We start from the raw sequence: 21,135 nt of genomic DNA, 5'->3' as shown, positions 1-21,135 counted from the left end.
ACTTCAGTACCAGTATATTCTGAATTGCGATTTTTATCGTCATCAGAGCAGGAGGTAAGACTGAGAGAAGAAATAGCTGTTATAAAGAAAAATAATTTTCTAATTGCATTGACTTTTTTTAGATTTAATTTTTTGGGTGCGTTTTTTAAGATCATCAGTATTATTTTAGTTTCTTTTAAGGTAACTTCGATACAAATATCAATATTACTGAGCACCCGAAAGTTCGGATTTATGAATCCGAACCTATTTACAAACAAATTCCAGGCTGCAAATTTAATATTTGCATAAAAAGTCAAATATTATAAAACAATTTGTACCAAAGCAAGATTTGTTTTTTTAAACTGAGAAGGGGTTTGATTGGTTGTTTTCTTAAAAGTAGTATTAAAAACTGTTTTAGAATTGAATCCAACCTCAAAAGCAATTCCTATTAAACTTAAATGTTGCATGCCAGGATGCAGCATCATTTTTTTTGCCTCTTCGATGCGGTACCTATTTATAAATTGATAAAAATTTTCATTAAAACCTTTATTAATGACGTAAGAAAGTATATGAGATGAAATCTCTAATTGAGAAGCTAATTTGAATAAGCTTAATTCAGGATCCAAAAAAGGCTTTTTGTTTTCCATTACCAGAATCAAACAAGATTTTATTTCTTGTAGATACGCGTCAGAGATTAGTTTTTTCTGGCTTACTTCTGAATTCGAAGTCTCAATTATAATGATGTCGATTTCTTCTTTTTCTTGTTTGTTAAGCGGGATAAAATCTTTTTGCTTTAAAGAAAAATAAGCAATAAAAAAAATCCCGACCAGATAAATCAGACTGGCAAAATGATCAAATAGATAATTATTATTTGCTATTTTAAAGACGTTGTCAATCAACCAGAGCCCAGTTACAATCAATATACAAATGACTACTTTCTGTAACCATTTTAAGTTGATTGTTTCTGTATTAGAAGTATACAGAAACAGATGCTTTTGATATGCAACAATTTCTTTATAAGACGAAATACAATATAAAATAACCTGAAGACAAAAAAATAAGTCAAAAACAAAAACAATAATTTCGGCATTTTTTCTATCAGCTGTTGTTGGGGCTGGTACCTCAATCAGGAGTGAAATTAAAATTAAAAGTAGCATTAGAAAAGCAAATGCAAAATGAAAATTATCTTTTACGCGCCATTTTCTATTAGGTCTAATGAAATAAATTATACTAAAGTAAAAAACCGGAGCGATAATAAAATCCGTTATCCCCAGAAAATCGTTTATGAGCATTCTGGTTTTTAAAAACTGAGTTTTTTCTAATAAGTCATTAAACTGAATAATGAAAATGCACAAAATAAAAGAACCAAACCATCGACTAGCCTTGCAGTTGGAGTGATTAATATTTGCAAAGATTAAAAATGCAAGTAATAAAGTTGTACCCGCAACAAAAAAGCTGATTAGTTGATCCATTTAAAAAAATAAGAATATATGTTAAATGTTTTTGAAAACAACAAAATTACCATATTATTTATAACCATTTTCACTTCACGATGAAATTGAATTTCTGCTTAAATTACCATGGATAATTTTATTTTTGAGACATCTTAAAAATGGAAATCAATATATTTGCATAAGAGGAAAAATCATATCGAAAGTTTAACCAGTTATATTTTATTACATTTAGCGAATGATTAGTTTTACTTCATTGCATCACAAAATATCCTCAAAAGAGTCGGCTAAAATTTTTAAATCTTCAAATAAAAGGTTGGAATTCACTCCTTCTAAGTTTACCAAAACCTCCAAAAATGTATTTAATATTTTTGGACGTTTTTTTGTTTATAAATATTTGATTTTGCTAGTTTTAAGGAGATAATCTATTTTGATTATCCCCTTTTTTTATTGAAAGTATTAAAACCTTGAGCCAACTCATGGTTTCCGTCGTTTTTACGAAACTGAAAAACATGTTTTTTAAACGCTTTTGCAATAACTTTAAGTTTCAATTTAGTTAAAATCAATTTTTAAATGTTTTTTTGAAAGCCCAAAAAAACAATTGCTTTTTACAATTAGATCAAAAATGATTTTCTGTTTTTTTGATCTTAATATCGAAGAAGATATTTGTAATTATCCTATGCATTTAGACTAATATCCTTCAATATTACTTTTCATTATCAATACCTGTAAACAATAAACAGCATACTGGATCATGATCATAGAAAATGAAAGATTTTATTTTTTGAGGATTAAAAAAATGAATATGCGACGAGAATAGTAAATTGAACAGGAGTAAAATGTTAAGTAAAAACAAATCAATAATCCTTAAATTCTGGTGTCAGATTGTTTTATATTCTTTTTTATCAGAAGAGATAAAAAAGAAAGAAAGTAATTTTATTATGTTCTGCCTGAAAAAAGTTCACTTTTTTTTGCTCCTATAATCTTTACGAGTTTATCAAGTTTTGATAATTTTAAATCAACGTTTTCTGTTTCAATTTTACTGTATTGACTTAGCGACATCTCCATTTGAATAGCAACGTATTCTCTGGTTAACTTATTTCGTTCTCTAATTTCTTTAATTTTTATACCAACCATATTACTTAAAATGAATTAAAAAATTAATACTTAAATCATTGTCTATAACAACTTGCAGCAAATCTATTTATTAAAATTATGATCAAAAAACACTGTAATAAACTACTTTGGTTTAAATTAAACATTTCAAATTTTCAGCATGTTTTGTAAAATTAGAAAAGCTTAATTAAAAGGATAAAATTGAAAACCTAAAGATAAAAAATAAAAATTAATGATAGCACAAAATAAATGATTGATTTGCAGTATTTTATTTCCCTTTTTTAAGAAAATAATTAAATAGTAAAGTCATTAAATTATTAAAACATTAACGAATTATAAATTTACGTTTAGGCATATTTTTTTTAAATTTACACATCATCTAATTACTCGTTTTTGTGGAAATCCATTTGATTCTTCTTTCATTTATTACCGGAATATTTGGAACTACAGTTTCATCCATTATACTAAAAAATTATAAATCCAATCAAGCCATAAATATTTATTTTATTGTATTTATGATGTTGGTTTCTTTGATCCAATTAGGGATGGGTTTAAATCTTCTCTTCTTTCAAAAAGCAATATTTACTAATTTTTATTTTGAATCGAGTATTTCGATAGTAATATTACCGATAGTTTATATCTACTTTAGAAAATTGTTTAGTAAGGAAAGTAACGTAACCATCAATAGTGTTTTACTTCATGCTATTTTTCCATTAACGTATTTTGTGGTGATACTTTTCAAAAGCTACCCCTTGGATAAATCCTTCTATTTTTATTTTAATGATAATATTGTATACTACTTTTTTGGTGTATTTGTATTGCTGTATGTTTATCTCTGCTCGATGATTTTATATAAAAACATATTTGATAAAAAAGGCGATAATCATCATCAGTTTAGAAATACGTGGATATCTAAATGGACAAAATTTATTTATCTTGAAATCATTATAATGGCATTTGCGCCATTGATATTGTATTGGTTCAAGGATCTTACAGAAACAGATGCGATATACCAGCCGGTAAGTTGTGTCACACTACTAATAGTATGCTGTAAAATAGTATGCTGCCCTGAGATATTTTATGGATATACACATTTGAAAAATAAAATCAACGAAGAGGGAGATACTCCTTTAAAATTTAATTCGATTTGGATTCTTTCGAATACAAATATCCCTAATAGCCTGCAGGATCAGGTTTTGAAAGCGAAAATAGATAGTAGCTTACCTGATTATATTAAGGAAATTGAATCTCTTATTCTTAATGATGATTTTTTTATTCAGTCAGATGTAAAAATTAAAAATTTGTCAAATAAATTAAAAATCCCCAAAAGCCATTTAAATTATATATTCAAATACCATTCAACTGTTACCTTCATAGAATTAAAAAAAATAATAAAAATACACCACGCCACTGTCCTGATAAAAAATAATTATCTGCAAACTAACACACTTAATTATTTAAGTAAAGAAGTTGGGTTTGCTTCTTATGATCCGTTTTACAGAAGTTTTAAAAAATACACTGGAAATACGCCTTTGGATTATTATAACTTAGTCAGAGCTAACAAATAATGACAATTTGAAATAAGTTTTGCAACGACAAGAAATGAAATTGTTTTTATTTGGGAGCACTATAAGTTGTAAATTATAACTCAGAGTTGTTTTTTAGTACTTTTAAAATTAATGTTATAGCCGTAGAGCGTATTTGTCTTTTTTGTGCTCTAAATACCATAGATTAGTTATGACATTGGCGGAAATAACTTGCAGATGTTATTTAAAATAGGTCTTTTCTTCTATTTGTTTTGTTTTCAAAAAAAAGCGAAACATCAAATCTAAAAATAAACTCAATTGACACATCTAAAACTTCTGCTATTTTTTCTAATTTGGATACAGTTAAATCAACTTCTCCACGCTCAATTTTCCCATAACCGCTGGTACTCATTTTAAGCTCATCGGCCACATGGTCCCGGGTTAGGTTTTTTAATTCTCTTATTTTTTTTATATTCTTGTACACTGCAGGATTCATCTCTTAAAACTTGTAATTAACTTACTTTAGCTACATTAATTCCAAAAGTAAATATTTCGTTTTTTTTTTTTCGTTACAACTGTAACTTTAATTCCTAATAAAGGACATTTTAACACTTGTTAAAGACTTAATAGTAAAAAAAAAGTTTTTTATTTCGAAAAACTTTTATAAACATGACTATTTAAGGAAAAACAAAATAATCGACATGCTTTTTGTTAATTTTGGGATATATATTCATAAAACGAATTGAATGGCGTTTTTTATTGCAAAAAAACTAAGCTAGTGTTTGATTACTAGAATTATAAAATAAAATCAAATATTCAGTTGATAAAGTTTATTACATTTAAACCGTAATAAAATTTATTACATTGAAGAAAAAACAAATTTCATTCAAAAAAACCACACAAAAAAATGCTGATAAACCTTTTTTATCTATTTTCAGGATTACTTGGACTAATCTGTTTTATAATTATAATAATGCAGTTTAAATACAATAAATTATTAAACATTTATTTATTACTCTCTTTTAAGTTACTTGCTCTTAATTTTTTATTCAAAGGTTTGGACGGTTTTAATATTTTGTGTCTAACTGCAAAGGGGCATAATGCGTATTATCCCTTTCTAATTGTAATTATTCCGGCAATGTATTTGTTTTTTATTAATATTGATAAAGACAGTAAAAAATTCAACTATAAGGAGTTGGTGCATTTTATTTTTCCGGTATTTTTAGTGGTATTAAATTTACTTGCCAGGCGATTACTGATTGAATCGGTACCGTTATTCACCATTAAGTTATTTTTTTCGATTTTGTTTGAGGCTTATGTCATTTACTATACTACAATTATTTATATATTCTTAAAAAATAAAATCTGGAATAAAGAACTGGATCTTGTGAACATTAAACAAAATAGAATAGTAAAGCAATGGGCGTTTTTTATTTTTTATTTATACTCTTTAATTGTTTTTCACCTGATTGTCGTTATTTCACTGAATTTGAAATCTGTAAATAATCTTGAATTAAATAACTACAAATTTTTTCCGGCATTATTGCTGAACATCATGTATTTTAAAATATTATTTACTCCGGAAATATTGTATGGTTATACTGTCATGCAGGACAAAGTAAAAGAGCATGACAAATCTAATTTTATTTTAAAAGATTTATGGATTTTAGATTCTTTAGAAGGCATTACTAATGTTCAGGACAAAGCGCTAGGTGCAAAAATTGCCAAATATACAAGCAGCTATATTCACGATATTGAAAAATTGGTTTTTAAGCACGAAATTTTTCGAAACCCAAATGCATCGCTCAATGATATGGCGAATAGACTTAAAATACCCAAAAGTCATTTGACATTTGTTTTCAAGTATCTTTCAAGAGTAAGCTTTACTGAATTTAAAAAAATAGTACGAATACACGATGCATTACAATTAATAGAAAAAGGTTATTTACAGTCAAACACTATAGAATCTTTAGCCAGTAAAGTAGGATTTTCATCTTATAGTCCGTTTTATACAACCTTTAAGGAAGTGACAGGAATCTCTCCGCAGATTTACATTAAAAAGAAATAATTACGACATTCTTTCTTAGAAATATAAAGCCATAAATCTTTAAGAGTTTAAGATTTATGGCTTTGTATTTTTTAGTCGTTTGCATTATCTTCCAAAATCGTCTTGTAAGCGAACGATGTCATCTTCATCAGAAGGGTGATCCGGATCAGTATGCTGCCAGATTTCAGCAACAATTCCCCAGGAATCCAAGCCTGTCAAACGATGGCGTTCTCCTTTATTCATTTGAATAAATTGACCCGGATCAAGTATTTGAAGTTCTTTTTCTTCATCAGTATCACTTGTTTTTACACCAACAGGACCAGAAAGAATGGTCCAGATTTCGGCTCTCCTAAAATGATATTGCCAGGACAATCGTTTATTAGGTGCGACAATTAAAATTTTTGGGCTCAACTTATTGGTAATCTCAATTTCGGACATTTCTAAATGCGGAAAAAATTGCGCTGCAAAAGCTTGTGCTTGTTTTTCATCTATTACAAAAAAACCTCCCCATGGTCTTGTGTTATCCTGTTGTACTACTTTAAAATTTTGGTCTTCCAAAAATGAAGCGATCTTTTTAAATATTGTATCCTTGTCTGTTTCTTTAGATAAATTAAAATCCATTTTTTTTATTTCATTTTTATTAAATCGCGATCTTAATTTCTGCGGCTTTGTGCTTAATTTTTAAGACACATCCCAAAGATTCTAAAATCAGGACATAGTGAGAATTAGTTACTTCTTTGATTACAGCATCATGATTTAAAAAAGGGCCTGAATTTACTTTAATCGTTTCGCCTACATTGTATTGGCTAATACTAATAGCGGCGTTTTCAGTAAGCCACTCTTTTATAGTGCTGATTTCTTTATCTTTTACAATGGCATGTTTTCCTAGCCAGTATAAATACCGGATGGCTCCCCGTGATAAAAAAACTAAATTTCGGTCTTTATCAGCCAATTGAACAAATACATAGTTACTAAAAAGCGGTACCTCAAGCGTTTTTTTTCTGTCTGAATATTGCTTTGTAGTTTTTATTAAAGGACAATAGCAGTTTACGCCCAACTGCGTGAGTTGGTCAGCAACTCTTTTTTCCCATTTTGGTTTTGTATAGATAACGTACCAGTTCATTTTATATATGTTTTTGGATTGTACAAGATGATTTTTAGTCTTTTTTATACCACTTTAAGAACCAATTGCCTGATAAATGAAACCAATAGATTCCAGTTCTGTTTTATTCAAAATATTTCTGCCATCAAATACAAAAGCCGGTTTTAGCATCGAATCGTATATTTTTTGCCAGTCATAAGTCTTAAATTCGTCCCATTCTGTGAGCACTGCAATGGCATGTGATTCCTGACAAGCTTCATAAGGATTTTGGTAAGAACCCAGGCTTGCTTTGTTTTCTTCCTGCGATCTGGTTTTTAAATAATCTAAATCGGCCAGTATTTTTTCTCTGCTTACTTTAGGATCATAAACTGCAATTTTAGCCTGTTCTGAGATTAGATCATCTGCAACATAAATAGCTGCCGATTCTCTGGTATCATTCGTATCTTTTTTGAAAGCCCAGCCAAAGAATGTTATTTTTTTATCGGCAACCGTATTATATAAAGTTTGTGTTATTTTGGTCGAGAATCTTTTTTTCTGATAATCGTTCATAATAATAACCTGCTCCCAATAATCAGCCACTTCATTTAATCCGTATGATTTTGCGATATAAACTAAGTTTAAAATGTCTTTTTGAAAACAAGAACCTCCAAATCCAACTGATGCTTTTAGAAATTTAGAACCAATTCGGCTGTCCATTCCAATCGCTTTTGCTACTTCATTAACATCAGCACCGGTTTTTTCGCAAAGTTCAGATAAAGCGTTTATCGACGAAATGCGCTGTGCCAGGAAAGCATTGGCAGTTAGTTTAGACAATTCTGAAGACCATACATTTGTGGTTAATATTTTTTCTTCGGGAACCCAATTTTTGTAAACATCAACTAATGCCTCAATTGCTTCTTGTCCTTCAGGAGTGGTTTCGCCACCTATTAAAATTCGGTCCGGATGTAATAAATCAGTAACAGCTGTTCCTTCTGCCAGGAATTCAGGATTGGATAAAATTTGAAATTGCACTCCGTTTCCGGTGTTGTCCAGAATACTTTTGATAGCCTCAGCAGTTCGTACCGGCAGAGTAGATTTCTCTACCACAATTTTATCATCTTTTGAAATTTTGGCGATTTGTCTGGCGCAAAGTTCAATATATTTTAAATCGGCTGCTTTTCCTTTTCCTTTTCCATACGTTTTCGTTGGCGTATTTACTGAGATAAAAATAATCTGGGCTTCTTCTATCGCTTTTTCAACATCGGTAGAGAAAAATAAGTTTCTTCCTCTGGCTTCCTCTACAATAGCACTAAGCCCTGGCTCGTAAATTGGAATATTGGCTACATCCTTATCATTCCAGGCCGCTATGCGTTCTGTATTTAAGTCAACAACTGTTACTTGTATGTGTGGACATTTTTTAGCAATTACTGCCATGGTGGGTCCACCAACATAACCAGCACCGATACAGCAGATTTTAGTAATTTTAGTTTTCATAATATTTTATCTGTTCTTCTTTGAATGTTAAATTAATATTTATTGATACTTGACTTTTCTTTAAATACCTATTAATAGTATAGCGGTATATTAATTGTAAATTATTGAATATTAATTATTTGTAAGATTTTGTTTTGTGCAGTTAAATACACTTTAACAGTTTGTTTTTGTTGCAAATAGATTTAATATATAGGTAAGTGAAATTAATTGTGTTTTATTTCTTTAGGCGCTCTTTTCAATTGTAATTATTCCTTATTAAGACTTTTTAACCACTAAATTAAGTTTCGATTATTCTGAGTCTGTGTTAATTTTGCCTTGTTGGTAGTCGTTTTTTTGTAGTCACTTTCCAACTTTTTCCAAACATAATAAGTCAAAAAAATAATAAATTTTATTTTTTTTAGGGATAGTAAAATGTAACTATTCACGGGGAACCCTTGTTCAATTTTAAAATATTTGTATAAATATCTTTTACAGCCCGATTTATTTTTTGAACTCATTTATAAGCAAAAAACCAATATTATGAAAACAGGAATAACCTTTAGTGCTTTTGATTTATTGCATGCGGGTCATGTGAAAATGCTTGAAGAAGCGAGATTACATTGTGATTATTTGATTGTTGGCTTACAAACAGATCCAACTATTGACAGACCTACCAAAAACAAACCCACGCAGACAGTTGTAGAACGTTACATTCAGTTGAAGGCGTGCAAGTTTGTAGATGAGATTGTGCCTTATACCACAGAGCAGGATTTAGAAGATATCTTAAAAGCTTTTCAAATCGATGTGCGCATTGTAGGTGATGAATATAAGGAAAGGGATTTTACAGGCAGAAACTATTGCGAAGAAAAAGGTATTGTACTTTATTTCAATACGAGAGACCATCGTTTTTCGAGTTCTAATTTACGCAGAGAGGTTTTTCAGATTGAATTATTAAATGAGAAAATATGAATTCAACAAATAAAATAATACATGTTGTGCTAACGGGAGGAGTAGGAAGCAGGCTTTGGCCACTTTCCCGTAAAAGCCAGCCCAAACAATATCTGGATTTATTTGAGGGTAAATCGCTATTTGAACTGACTTTAGAACGAAATGCCGCAGTGGCAGATGATGTTGTAGTGGTTGGAAACAGAGATAATAGTCATTTGACGGAGAACGTCATGAAAAAATTAGGCGTTCCTTTTACGCATATCATTGAAGCTACTCCAAGAAATACAGCTGCTGCAATTGCTTTTGCTGCATTCAATGCTGATCCGGATGACATATTGATCGTAACACCATCTGATCATATCATAGAAGGAGAAGTACAATATAAGGCAGGATTGGATCAGGCTATAGCATTAGCAAAAAATAACTTTTTAGTCACTTTTGGGATACAGCCTTTAAGACCGGAAACCGGCTATGGATATATTGAATTTGATGGAGATACAGTATTGGCATTTCATGAAAAACCAAATTTAGAAAAAGCAATATCCTTTACAGAAAGCGGAAGATTTTTGTGGAACAGTGGTTTGTTCTGTTTTAAAGCTGGTTTCTTTTTAGAAGAGTTAAAAGTACAGGAACCGGAACTTTACAAGCGAGCCCAACTGGTTTGGCAGGATAATGTCGATGGTTTATTAAATTATGAATTATCGCTTCAAATACCTTCTATCAGTGTAGACTACGCTGTAATGGAGCGAAGTAAAAATATAAAAGTAGTGGCTACTCATTTCGAATGGTCTGATTTAGGATCTTTTGAAGCGGTATATGATTATTTGATGCAAAACGGACATTCAGCAGATCTTAACGGAAATATTGTAATTGGTTCTGATGTGCATACGGCCTTTGTAGGTTTAGAAGATTGCTTATTGGTTCATACTCCTGATGCCCTTTTGGTTTTACAAAAAAAATATTCGCAAGAAGTTAAAGAGGTGTATCAGCAGCTGGAGTTATCAGGTTCTTGTTTGATTTAGCGCAGCAATTTGTATTGACAATCACCGGACTTAAAGAAAACAGAATTCATCTCTGCACAAGATGAAAAGTACAAAATCAAAACAAAATAAAAGATAAATAATTATGGCTAAAGTAGCACTAATAACAGGGGTAACTGGTCAGGATGGAGCTTATTTAAGTGAGTTTTTATTAAAAAAAGACTATATTGTTCATGGCGTAAAAAGAAGAAGTTCTTTGTTTAATACAGATCGTATTGATCATTTGTATCAAGATCCGCATGTAAATAATCAACGATTTATATTGCATTATGGCGACATGACTGATAGTACGAACTTAATTCGTTTGATTCAGCAAATTCAGCCCGATGAGATTTATAACCTGGCAGCAATGAGTCATGTTCAGGTTTCTTTTGAAATACCGGAATATACAGGAAACGCTGATGGTTTAGGAACACTAAGGGTTTTAGATGCAGTTCGTTTGTTAGGATTAGAAAAGAAAACCCGTATTTATCAGGCTTCTACATCTGAGTTATACGGAAAAGTTCAAGAAGTTCCACAATCAGAAACTACGCCTTTTTACCCTCGTTCTCCGTATGCTGTTGCAAAAATGTACGCCTACTGGATAACGGTTAATTACAGAGAAGCTTATGGAATGTATGCCTGTAACGGAATTTTATTCAACCATGAATCTCCTATTCGTGGAGAAACCTTTGTAACCAGAAAAATTACCCGCGCGGTTTCCAGAATTGCCTTAGGATTGCAGGATAAATTTTATTTGGGAAATCTTGATGCACAAAGAGATTGGGGACACGCTAAAGATTATGTACGTATGATGTGGATGATTCTTCAGGCAGAAGAGCCGGAAGATTGGGTTATTGCAACAGGTACTACAACTCCGGTTCGCGAATTTGTTAAAATGAGTTTTGCTCACGTTGGTATCGAATTAGCGTTTACAGGAACTGATGTAGATGAAAAAGCGTATGTCGCAGTTTGTCGTAATCCGGATTATCAAATAGAAATAGGAAAAGAAGTTTTGGCGGTAAATCCTCGTTATTTCCGTCCAACAGAAGTCGAATTATTGATTGGTGATGCCACGAAGGCCAATACCAAACTAGGCTGGACTCCGGAATATGATCTTCAGGATTTAGTGACCGATATGATGGAATCAGATGTGAAATTAATGAAAAAAGATCACCATCTGGAAGAAGCAGGATATCAAACAATGAATTATTACGAATAAAAATGGGTTTAGATAAAACAGCAAAGATATATATTGCCGGACATCGCGGGATGGTAGGCTCAGCAGTTTGGAGAGCATTAGAAAAGAAAGGATATTCAAATCTAATAGGTCAGTCTAGTGAGGAATTAGACCTTCGCAATCAGGAAGCTGTGAGAGCATTTATATCCAGAGAAAAACCGGATGCCATTATTGATGCGGCAGCAAAAGTAGGAGGGATTCTGGCAAACAAAGATTACCCGTATCAATTTATTATGGAGAACATGCAGATCCAGAATAATCTTATTGATACTGCTTTGCATGCAGGAATAGAAAAGTTTATTTTTTTAGGCAGCTCTTGTATTTATCCTAAACTGGCTCCGCAACCCTTATTAGAAGAATATCTCCTGACAGATTCCCTGGAACCCACTAATGAGTGGTATGCGCTGGCTAAGATTTCAGGAATTAAATCCTGCGAAGCCATCAGAAAACAATTTGGAAAAGATTATGTGAGTCTCATGCCCACTAACTTATACGGCATTCACGACAATTTTGATTTGACAAGTTCGCATGTTTTACCTGCTATGATACGCAAATTTCATGAAGCTAAAGAAAACGATCATTCGCCTGTAACACTTTGGGGAACAGGAACACCGCTAAGAGAATTTCTTTTTGTAGATGATATGGCACAGGCCGTTGTATTTGCTTTAGAAAATCAACTTCCGGATTATCTCTACAATGTTGGAACCGGTGAAGATTTAAGTATTGAAAAATTAGCCTGGACAATACAGCAAATTGTTGGACATCGCGGAGAAATTATATGGGATACAACAAAGCCAGACGGAACTCCACGAAAATTAATGGATAGTGCTAAAATGAATCAATTGGGCTGGAAACATCAGGTCGCTTTAGAAGAAGGAATTGAGGAAACCTACAACTGGTTTTTGGCCAATGTAGAAAATGTTAAAAAAGTTTCTTTTTAGTCTGATTTTAAAAAGGCACCTGAAGTAAATAATACTGAACTTTTATTTTTTTTATCTCCGGAAAAGCAATTGAAGTAGTAATAATAGTTTCAAATATTTTTAATGAAACATTAATTTTTAATTTTTAAAAACATGAATCAAAGTAAAGTATTGGTTTTTGATGACTTTCATTATTTTTCGAGATTTTTAAAGTATGAGTTCAAAGACATCAAGTTTTTAACGGGTAATAAAAAGGCCATTATCTATGGAAATGAGATAAATACAGACCTTTCACTGATTGTTTTTGTCCTTTATTCTGAAGATGATTTAATCGATTTGTTTAGGTTGTATACTCATGGAATTCAGTTATTAATTTGCAATCACTGCCCGAAATTCCTGAATAAGTTTACCAATATAAAAAACATAGGGGTCTTAGATTGCTTAGAAACAAAAATGGGGTATCGGGATGATCTGCGTGTATATTTTGATGAAAAATTCAATTTTAATTAATGGATAATTGCACACAAAAATACTGCCCTATGGAGTTTCAATATCATCAAAGAATTTAATCAAAAAATCATAAAGAACATTAAGACCCAATGGATACAGAGTCTGACATGCATTAACACACAGATCAATCTTTCTTCATGGTAAGATCTAGTTTTATTTTAATTGTTTTGGGGTATAATTAAAAACGGTGTTACTGTATGCAGATGTTGTACTTATATGATAAGTAAGCATAACACTATTCTTGGGTCTTTTTATTGTTCTTCTCTAACCGCCGGCCAACACTACATTTTAGTCTTAGGACTATCTTAAAATCTTAAAAATTACGCACAATTATGTCAGTATATGAGTCAATAGTAAAAAATTTCGCGGCAAGTATATTCGGAATGGGGGTTAGTTTTCTTAACCAGATCGCAATGGTTCCTTTGTTTATTATGTACTGGGGAATTGATAAATATGCTGATTGGATATTAATTACGGCTCTTTCCTCGTTTTTTGCGATGACCGATATGGGACTCAACCGGGCAAGTAACAATGAATTTGTCATTAAGTACAATCAAAAGGATTATGATACCTGCTTAAAATTGCAAACGAATGCCTTCTTATTTGTTTTATCTGTATTTGGTGTATTTCTTTTAGTATCTGTTTTGATCTTCGCCCTTTGGGGGTTTAAAGGAATGCTGGGAGTAGAGCACTTTACAGAAAAAGAAACCTCTGTTGCCTTTGTTTTACTTTTGTGCGAAGTTTTTGCCATGATGTATGGCAGAGTGTACCATGGTATTTTTAGGGCCACATCACGAACTCACGTAGTTATTGTAGCAGACAACCTCATACGTATGGCTGAGTTGATTATACTGTTTTGTGGGATCTTTTTTAAAATGGATATTATTTTAATGCTTACGATATATCTTATTCCTTCGATAGCAGGAATTTTGTTTAAGCATTTTGCTTCCCGAAAAACATTCGCATCAGGACTTTACCTGCGCAATTTTGACGGACCTGTTTTTAAATCAATTATGAAACCGTCGCTTGCTTTTATGTTTTTTCCGTTAGGGCAGGCCGTTTCCAGCCAGGGGATGGTGTTTGTAGTGAATGTACTTTTGGGCGGGACTTTTCTGGTTGTTTTTACCACAACAAGAACGCTTGTTAATTTTCTGCGTCAGATGATGAATATGTTGTCCACATCTATCAATCCTGAAATTTGTGCAGCTTACGGAAGAAAGGATTATAAAACGATATTAAATATCTACAACAAATCACTCGTAATCACATTTGCTGCTACTTTATTATGCATTATTTTACTGGTATTTACAGGAAAAACAATTTATATGGAATGGACCAAACATGCCATAGTATTCAATGAAGTTTTCTTTATAGGAATGTTGTTTGTACTCTTGATTTCATGCCTTTCCGGATTGTCAAGTGTCATCCCGCTTTCTACCAACACCCACGTTCGCTTTACGGTAGTATTTTTAATTTCTCAGGTTGCCGGAGTAGCATTGTGTTATGTGTTTCTAAAAATAGAACCTAATATGAACCTGATTCCTTTGGCACTTGTACTTACAGAATTTGCCCTTTTTGTATACACATTAAGGAATAACAATAAGTTTCTTAACATCAGCTTTAAAGAAATGTATGCCGGATTATGGGATCAGGCAAAATTTATTTTAAAAAAAAGTAAAGCAACTTTTACAGCGAACTAATTGCTTGTAAAGAGGCTAATTAAATACCCTTAAAAATGTCAATCAAAAATACCTACAGGCTTTTAGTAAATAAGTACGATTTATTTACCGTGTTCCAAATTTGGAGATCCGGAAAAAAATATACCACAAAAATATTGAACCAAAATTACGTTACAACAACCCCGACTGTTCATTTTATACACAGATATATTACCAATAATACCGGAGATAAAGTTTGTGGCTATTACCAGTATTTTCTCTCGGAATTTGACCAATACAAATGCATTGTACACGATGTAAATAGAGTCGATTTCTCATTGATTAAAAAGAATGACGTAATACTTGTAGGCGGCGGCGGATTGCTTAACGCAATGCCCGAATGGAACTATAATATCAATAAAGCAGCAAAAAAAGCAGGAAAAGCAGTAGTATGGTCCGCAGGATTCAATTCTAATGCAAAACAAAAAATCAATAAAAAAGTCGATTTCAAAGCTTTTGATTTGGTTGCAGTTCGCGATTTCAAATACAATGATTTTCGTTATGTGCCTTGCGCTACGTGTGCTTTACCAGAATTACAGCAGGAGTATCCAGTCAAGAGATATATTGGAGTAGTGGCACATAAAGATGTTCCGCACCATCTTCCGCAGGAAATTCATGAATTCGATAAAATTACAAACAGCGCTTCATTAAAGGAAATGATTGCTTTTATAGGAAGCTCTGAAGTGGTTTTAACCAATAGTTACCATGCCGTTTACTGGAGCATTTTAATGAAAAAGAAATGTATACTGTTTGCCCCAAGATCCGAAAAGTATGATTTTTACAAATATCCGCCCGTTTTGTTTTCAGGAGATTTGGCCAAAGATATTTCTCAGGCTGTAATTTATCCCGATGCCTTAAAAGAAAGTCAGGCTCTTACTGACGAATTTGTCCAGGATATAAAATCATTAATAGAAAAAAAAGGCAATTATTAACCAAAGAACCTGCGTTTTAAAACTAGTTCATTTTTAGTTTTTTTATCAAAAAGATCAATACATAATAAAGTGAAGATATTATCTATAGGAAATATGTCAGGCTTGTCCAATACTTGTCTGCATCGTCATTGGGCGTTAAAAAAGATTTCAGATGAAATTCATGTGGTCAATACACGCAAGAAACCCTTTTCTATCTGGTATCGAATTGCCTATCATTTGTTTCAGTCAGGTCTGGCGGTCAGATTGCCTGATAATTCATCAGCCAATAAAAAAATAAAGGATTTTATAAGGAAAGCTATCGAATCTCCTTATGACATTGTCTGGATCGATAAAGGAGTTACCATAAACCGTAAAACTCTGGCACATATCAGGAAGCTTTCGCCTAGTACAAAGATTGTGAGTTATTCACCGGATAATATGGCTTTAAGGCACAATCAGAGTCAAAATTATCTCGATTGTATTCCGCTTTATGATCTGCATTTTACCACAAAATCTTACATCCTTGAGCACATGCGACGTCTGGGTGCCAGAAAAATAGTTTTTACAAACAAACATTACGAACAAACTTTTCATTATCCCAGAATGCTTAGCGAGGATGAAATACAGCGATTGGGCGGTGATGTCGGATTTATTGGAGCCTGGGAAAAAGAGCGGTGTGACAGTATTTTATATTTAGCAAAGAATGGAATAAAAGTTAAGGTTTTTGGAGATAAAAAATGGAATGAATATAAAACTGACAACCTTGAAATAGCACCTGGAATTTATTCAGAAGATTATTCGAAGGCACTGCAGGCATTTAAAATTTCTCTTTGTTTTTTAAGAAAAATGAATTCTGATACTCAAACCTCCCGTACAATGGAAATTCCGGCATGTGGCGGTTTTATGCTGGCCGAGCGAACAGCAGAACATTTGGAATTGTTTAGTGAAAATAAAGAAGCCGTTTTTTTTGCTGACGATCAAGAACTATTAGAAAAATGCCGCTATTATTTAAATAACGAAGAAGAACGCAGGCAAATAATTGAAGGAGGAATACAAAGATGTAAAACCTCTGGATATTCTAACGAAGAAGCTGTTAAGAGAATGCTGAAAACCGCGCAAAAAAATGACTGATAATCTAAAAATACGAAGGAAAGGAAGTGCTTTACAATCAGTAACTAAATATATTGATTTAGTAGTAGTACTTTCTATAATTGGCGAAATATTTTTTTTCCCTTCCTGGCAAAATTTTGCTGGTTGTGTGATGACAGTAATAGTTTGGCTAATCTTTCGTAATTTTTTCTTTAAAAAGAAAATAATACTGGAACATCCGTTTTCTTTTTTAGCATTTTCATCTATTTTTCTGGCGAGTTTTATTCCTTTGACCGCAACATTAATAGAATCAAAACCCATTACATACGGTTTTCAAAATCCTTATGAGACCTTTTTTTATCAAACACTGATTTTTATTGTAGCTTCATTATCATTTTATGTAGTAGTTTACAGAAAACGAAGACGCAACAATATCATACAGCGCACCTTATACAAGCTAAATTTTTTCGAAACCGAACCTTCAACATTATGGATTTTAGGACTTATAGGTTTATTGGCCAGAATAAAAAGTCTTGCAGTGGTAAACGAAGTGCAGTATGGAGACGCTGGAAACAAGTTTTTAGAAGGATTAACTTATTTGCAATATGCGCCTATAATTATGTTTTTCCCTTCATTATCAGGACTGCCATACAACAAGTTTCGCAGTAATCTTGTCGTTATTTATGCGTCATTTACGTTTGTTTTAAGTTTTGCTGCAAACAGCCGTCAACAAATGATTTATCCCATTTTTACGGTTCTTTTATTGTTTATTCTTTATTTATTAAAAGATAACATTTCTATTTTCAGCATTCTTTCACCCTGGAAAATAGGCACAATCGTTTTTCTGGTATTTTTTGGATTAGGATTTCTGTCTGATATTTCCTTAGCGATGCTTGCCAACAGAAAAATTCGTAATGATGTAAGTCGAAGTGAACTTTTGGACAATACCATCGAAACCATGCAAAACGAGAAGCTGATGGAAAAGCTTAGAAATACCTCAATAGAAGTACAGGATAATGTATTTAGTTATAGCAGAGGCTGGGACGAAACCTATCTGAATAATTTTATGATTAACAGATATGGTAATGCAAGGGTTATTGATCAAACCTTATATTATGCCAATAAAATTGGCTATGGAAATGAAAAAATGCAAAAGAGTTTTTTCGAAAAAACGTTAGCGATTTATCCGCTTCCATTTTTGTCTGTAGTTGGAGTTACTATTGATAAAGAAGAGTTAGAATATTCTCCCGGTGATAAGCTTTACTTTACCGGTACGCATACACCTTCTGCATTAGGCGGATTCCGGGTTACAAGCCTGGTAGGAGATGGGTTGGCCACATTTGGTTATTGGTGTTTCCCGATCGTGTTTGTATTATTGTTTTTGTCATTTACATTAATGGATAGTCTTGTTTTATTTAAAAATGGTACCATATTATTCTCAACTCTTGGACTCATAAATATATTTGGTTTTCTGGGTATTTTCAGAAACTCTATAAGTTCGATCGTTCCATTAGCTTATATATTACGAGGGTTTTGGCAACAATGTTTTATTTTTTGGCTATTGGTTTTTTTAATAAAACTAATGCAGCTGCCTAAAAAAAAACAGAAGATAATCATCTCGCAGACCGCTTAGAAATGGTCCTCATTTTTCTTAAAAAAAATCAACCGAAAAAGATATTTATACCGCTTAAATAGTAGTAGATATTGGCGAAGTAAGCCTATAGAAAAAACAATCATGAAAATAGTATTATTTACACACCCTAGTTTTGTAGGATCACAAAGTATGCCCAGATATGCAAAAATGTTAGCCGATGGCATGCAGCAAAAAGGCTACGAAGTGCTGACCTGGCAACCTCAGGCTTTTTTTCATAAATTACCGTTTTCGCCCATCAAAAAATGGTTAGGATATATTGATCAGTACCTTGTTTTTCCTTTAAAAGTAAAATCAAAACTCAAACATTGTTCTAAGGATACGATTTTTGTTTTTGCCGATCAGGCTTTAGGTCCATGGGTACCATTAGTAAAAACGAAACCGCATGTCATTCATTGTCATGATTTTTTAGCTCTAAATTCAGCTTTAGGAAAAATTCCTGAAAATCCCACTCGAGGAACCGGAAAAATCTATCAGGATTTTATTCGAAAAGGATTTTCTAAAGGAAAGCACTTCATATCAATATCAAAAAAAACACAGGAAGATTTGCATGAATTGCACGAAGGTAAAATTTCATCCTCGGTAGTTTGTTATAATGGCTTAAACAGAGAGTTTAAAGTTTTAGATACTCATTCGTCACGCAATTCTCTGGATAATCTCCTGAATATTGATTTATCAGCAGGTTATATTCTTCATGTTGGCGGCAATCAGTTTTATAAAAACAGAAAAGGAGTAATAGAGATTTACAATGCCTGGAGAGCCTCGTCGGATGTTTTTTTGCCGCTTGTATTGGTAGGTGCACAACCTACAGAAAAACTAAAAGAGGTATATGAAAAATCTTTATACAAAAAAGACATTCATTTCGTAATAGGCCTTGATGACCAATATATTAATGCAGCTTATTCCGGAGCCACCTGCTTATTGTTTCCTTCGCTCGATGAGGGATTTGGCTGGCCAATAGCAGAAGCTATGGCATGTGGGTGTCCGGTAGTAACTACAAATCGGGCTCCTATGACAGAGATTCTTGGTTTTGCTGATTTTTTTCTAATACAGCGTAGGCCATTTAATGCATTATTAGTGGAAGATTGGAGTAAAAAAGCGGCAAATCAAATAACCAGAATTGTAAATCTTTCTGATTCAGAAAGACAGGAATGTATCGCTACAGGATTAGAGTCGATTAAAAAATTTGACACTGAATTTTTTTTAAATCAATTAGAACAACAGTATAAACTAATAATAGAATAAGAGGATTTATTTCTTTTTGCATTTTTTTAATAATGAAAATAATGAAGATAAAATTGTTCAGTCAGCCTAAAGTAGCCAATAGAAGAATTGAATTGGATTTTCTGAGAGGTTTAGCTATTTTGTTGGTTTTGGGATTACATTTTAATACACCCACTTCAGGATTATACTTTTTAGATAAGGCGATCTTAACGGTTAAATCGTTTGGAGGAACCGGAGTTAATCTTTTCTTTGCTTTAAGCGGTTTTCTGGTAGGAGGATTATTGTTGAAAGAATTAAAGGCGACAGGAGACATCAATGCACCAAGATTTTTAGTTCGAAGAGCGATAAAAATTTGGCCTCCGCTATACTTTCTTTTGATTGTTCATCTGTTTTCAGGCCATCATCCTATTAGTACTTTTTTGTGGCAAAATCTTTTTCATGTACAAAATTATTTTGGTTCTTCAATTAATCAAACCTGGTCGTTAGCGGTAGAAGAGCATTTTTATATATTTCTTGCTTTTTTTATATCGTATCAGGCAAAAAATCCACCAAAGAAAATCATATTCAATCTATTAATAGTTATTGTAATATCTGTGAGCTTACGTTTGGTTGCTGTAAATTATGGCTATTTAGACGCCACTTTTCGCCAGACACAATATAGAATGGATAGTTTGCTGTTTGGTGTTATTTTATCAGTAGTGCATATTTATTACAAAGAATCATTTGATCGTTTGGCTTCTAATCGGTTATTACTTAACATTTCATTTGCTGTTTTAGTACTAACAATTTTTTTCACGGTAAATAATCCGTATCTCGACCGAAGCATTGGTTATTTAGTTCAGGCCATTGGTTTTACATTACTAATTGTACAGGTCGTAACTTCTAAATCGATTCTTAAAAAAAGTATTATTTATCGTTTTATAGCATGGATCGGAATTTATTCTTATGGAATTTATCTATGGCACTCGGTCTCTGTTGGACCTTCCAAAAAAATCCAACAGATACTTTTTAATCAAGGATATAATGACCTGGTTATTTTAATTATAGTAATGCTGTTTCAGTTATCTCTAAGTTTATTTTTAGGATACGTAACATCAACCATTATCGAATGGCCTTCATTGCGTTTAAGAGATCGTTTTTACCCTTCTACTAAAAAAAGCAATAATAAAGAAACAGTTATTGCTGCAGAATAGATGAAAAATGCATCACCACGATTTAAAATTAAACAACCA

19 protein-coding genes are annotated in these 21,135 nt (G+C 32.2%); 13 read left to right on the top strand and 6 right to left on the bottom strand.

What is annotated here, in order from left to right; genetic code table 11:
• Positions 1–299 precede the first annotated feature (299 nt).
• Both B0M43_RS21745 and B0M43_RS21740 read right to left on the bottom strand, forming a co-directional pair.
• The gene (locus B0M43_RS21745; RefSeq protein ID WP_168199978.1) at positions 300–1,271 is read right to left on the bottom strand and encodes an AraC family transcriptional regulator; all 972 of its coding nucleotides are present in this window, start codon (positions 1,269–1,271) and stop codon (positions 300–302) included.
• 1,098 nt (positions 1,272–2,369) lie between these two features.
• Complete coding sequence (locus B0M43_RS21740) at positions 2,370–2,567, bottom strand: helix-turn-helix domain-containing protein (protein ID WP_065450401.1); 198 nt, start codon at positions 2,565–2,567, stop codon at positions 2,370–2,372.
• A 374-nt stretch (positions 2,568–2,941) separates the two neighbouring features.
• On the opposite strand from B0M43_RS21740, the gene B0M43_RS21735 reads away from it, so the two are divergent.
• Positions 2,942–4,114, top strand: coding sequence for an AraC family transcriptional regulator (locus tag B0M43_RS21735; protein WP_123921744.1), 1,173 nt, complete (start codon positions 2,942–2,944; stop codon positions 4,112–4,114).
• Positions 4,115–4,316: 202 nt separating this feature from the next.
• Here the strand turns inward: B0M43_RS21735 and B0M43_RS21730 are convergent, their stop codons facing one another.
• Positions 4,317–4,568, bottom strand: a complete 252-nt coding sequence (locus B0M43_RS21730; RefSeq protein ID WP_065450399.1) for a helix-turn-helix domain-containing protein — start codon at positions 4,566–4,568, stop codon at positions 4,317–4,319.
• Between the two features lie 477 nt (positions 4,569–5,045).
• On the opposite strand from B0M43_RS21730, the gene B0M43_RS21725 reads away from it, so the two are divergent.
• Positions 5,046–6,140, top strand: coding sequence for an AraC family transcriptional regulator (locus B0M43_RS21725; RefSeq protein ID WP_168199976.1), 1,095 nt, complete (start codon positions 5,046–5,048; stop codon positions 6,138–6,140).
• Between the two features lie 84 nt (positions 6,141–6,224).
• Here B0M43_RS21725 and B0M43_RS21720 read toward each other — a convergent pair whose 3' ends face one another.
• The 3 genes from B0M43_RS21720 to B0M43_RS21710 are packed head-to-tail and all read right to left on the bottom strand — an operon-like array spanning position 6,225 to position 8,694.
• Positions 6,225–6,740 carry a phosphoheptose isomerase gene (locus B0M43_RS21720; protein WP_078005363.1) on the bottom strand — a complete coding sequence of 172 codons (516 nt, stop codon included), beginning with the start codon at positions 6,738–6,740 and terminating at the stop codon, positions 6,225–6,227.
• Positions 6,741–6,759: 19 nt separating this feature from the next.
• Positions 6,760–7,242, bottom strand: coding sequence for a UpxY family transcription antiterminator (locus B0M43_RS21715; RefSeq protein WP_078005362.1), 483 nt, complete (start codon positions 7,240–7,242; stop codon positions 6,760–6,762).
• Positions 7,243–7,296: 54 nt separating this feature from the next.
• On the bottom strand, positions 7,297–8,694 hold the full coding sequence (locus B0M43_RS21710) for a UDP-glucose 6-dehydrogenase (RefSeq protein ID WP_065450395.1): 1,398 nt from the start codon (positions 8,692–8,694) through the stop codon (positions 7,297–7,299).
• A 519-nt stretch (positions 8,695–9,213) separates the two neighbouring features.
• On the opposite strand from B0M43_RS21710, the gene B0M43_RS21705 reads away from it, so the two are divergent.
• From B0M43_RS21705 to B0M43_RS21655, 11 genes are all read left to right on the top strand, one after another.
• Complete coding sequence (locus B0M43_RS21705) at positions 9,214–9,642, top strand: adenylyltransferase/cytidyltransferase family protein (protein WP_065450393.1); 429 nt, start codon at positions 9,214–9,216, stop codon at positions 9,640–9,642.
• Positions 9,639–10,643 (top strand): mannose-1-phosphate guanylyltransferase, encoded by a 1,005-nt coding sequence (locus B0M43_RS21700; protein WP_065450392.1) that lies wholly within the window; start codon positions 9,639–9,641, stop codon positions 10,641–10,643. The genes B0M43_RS21705 and B0M43_RS21700 overlap by 4 nt, the downstream gene beginning before the upstream one ends.
• A gap of 103 nt (positions 10,644–10,746) precedes the next feature.
• On the top strand, positions 10,747–11,862 hold the full coding sequence (gene gmd / locus B0M43_RS21695; RefSeq protein WP_078005361.1) for a GDP-mannose 4,6-dehydratase: 1,116 nt from the start codon (positions 10,747–10,749) through the stop codon (positions 11,860–11,862).
• Positions 11,863–11,864: 2 nt separating this feature from the next.
• Positions 11,865–12,821, top strand: a complete 957-nt coding sequence (locus tag B0M43_RS21690) for a GDP-L-fucose synthase (RefSeq protein WP_078005360.1) — start codon at positions 11,865–11,867, stop codon at positions 12,819–12,821.
• A gap of 132 nt (positions 12,822–12,953) precedes the next feature.
• Entirely contained in the window at positions 12,954–13,310 is a 357-nt protein-coding gene (locus B0M43_RS21685; RefSeq protein WP_065450389.1) for a hypothetical protein, read from the top strand.
• Between the two features lie 332 nt (positions 13,311–13,642).
• Positions 13,643–15,010: a lipopolysaccharide biosynthesis protein gene (locus tag B0M43_RS21680; protein WP_078005359.1), complete on the top strand. Its 1,368-nt coding sequence runs from the start codon at positions 13,643–13,645 to the stop codon at positions 15,008–15,010.
• A 35-nt stretch (positions 15,011–15,045) separates the two neighbouring features.
• Positions 15,046–15,960, top strand: a complete 915-nt coding sequence (locus B0M43_RS21675) for a polysaccharide pyruvyl transferase family protein (RefSeq protein ID WP_078005358.1) — start codon at positions 15,046–15,048, stop codon at positions 15,958–15,960.
• A gap of 69 nt (positions 15,961–16,029) precedes the next feature.
• Positions 16,030–17,070, top strand: coding sequence for a glycosyltransferase (locus tag B0M43_RS21670; RefSeq protein WP_210418035.1), 1,041 nt, complete (start codon positions 16,030–16,032; stop codon positions 17,068–17,070).
• The gene (locus B0M43_RS21665; protein ID WP_078005356.1) at positions 17,063–18,661 is read left to right on the top strand and encodes a hypothetical protein; all 1,599 of its coding nucleotides are present in this window, start codon (positions 17,063–17,065) and stop codon (positions 18,659–18,661) included. Before B0M43_RS21670 ends, B0M43_RS21665 begins: the two co-directional genes overlap by 8 nt.
• Positions 18,662–18,763: 102 nt before the next feature.
• A complete protein-coding gene (locus B0M43_RS21660; RefSeq protein ID WP_078005355.1) occupies positions 18,764–19,924 on the top strand; it encodes a glycosyltransferase family 1 protein in 1,161 nt (386 codons plus the stop codon).
• A 41-nt stretch (positions 19,925–19,965) separates the two neighbouring features.
• Positions 19,966–21,096 (top strand): acyltransferase, encoded by a 1,131-nt coding sequence (locus B0M43_RS21655; protein ID WP_168199975.1) that lies wholly within the window; start codon positions 19,966–19,968, stop codon positions 21,094–21,096.
• The last annotated feature ends 39 nt before the right edge of the window (positions 21,097–21,135 follow it).

This window comes from Flavobacterium sp. KBS0721, assembly GCF_002007065.3.
Classification (GTDB): domain Bacteria; phylum Bacteroidota; class Bacteroidia; order Flavobacteriales; family Flavobacteriaceae; genus Flavobacterium; species Flavobacterium piscis.
This window is presented reverse-complemented; position numbering and strand designations above follow the sequence as displayed.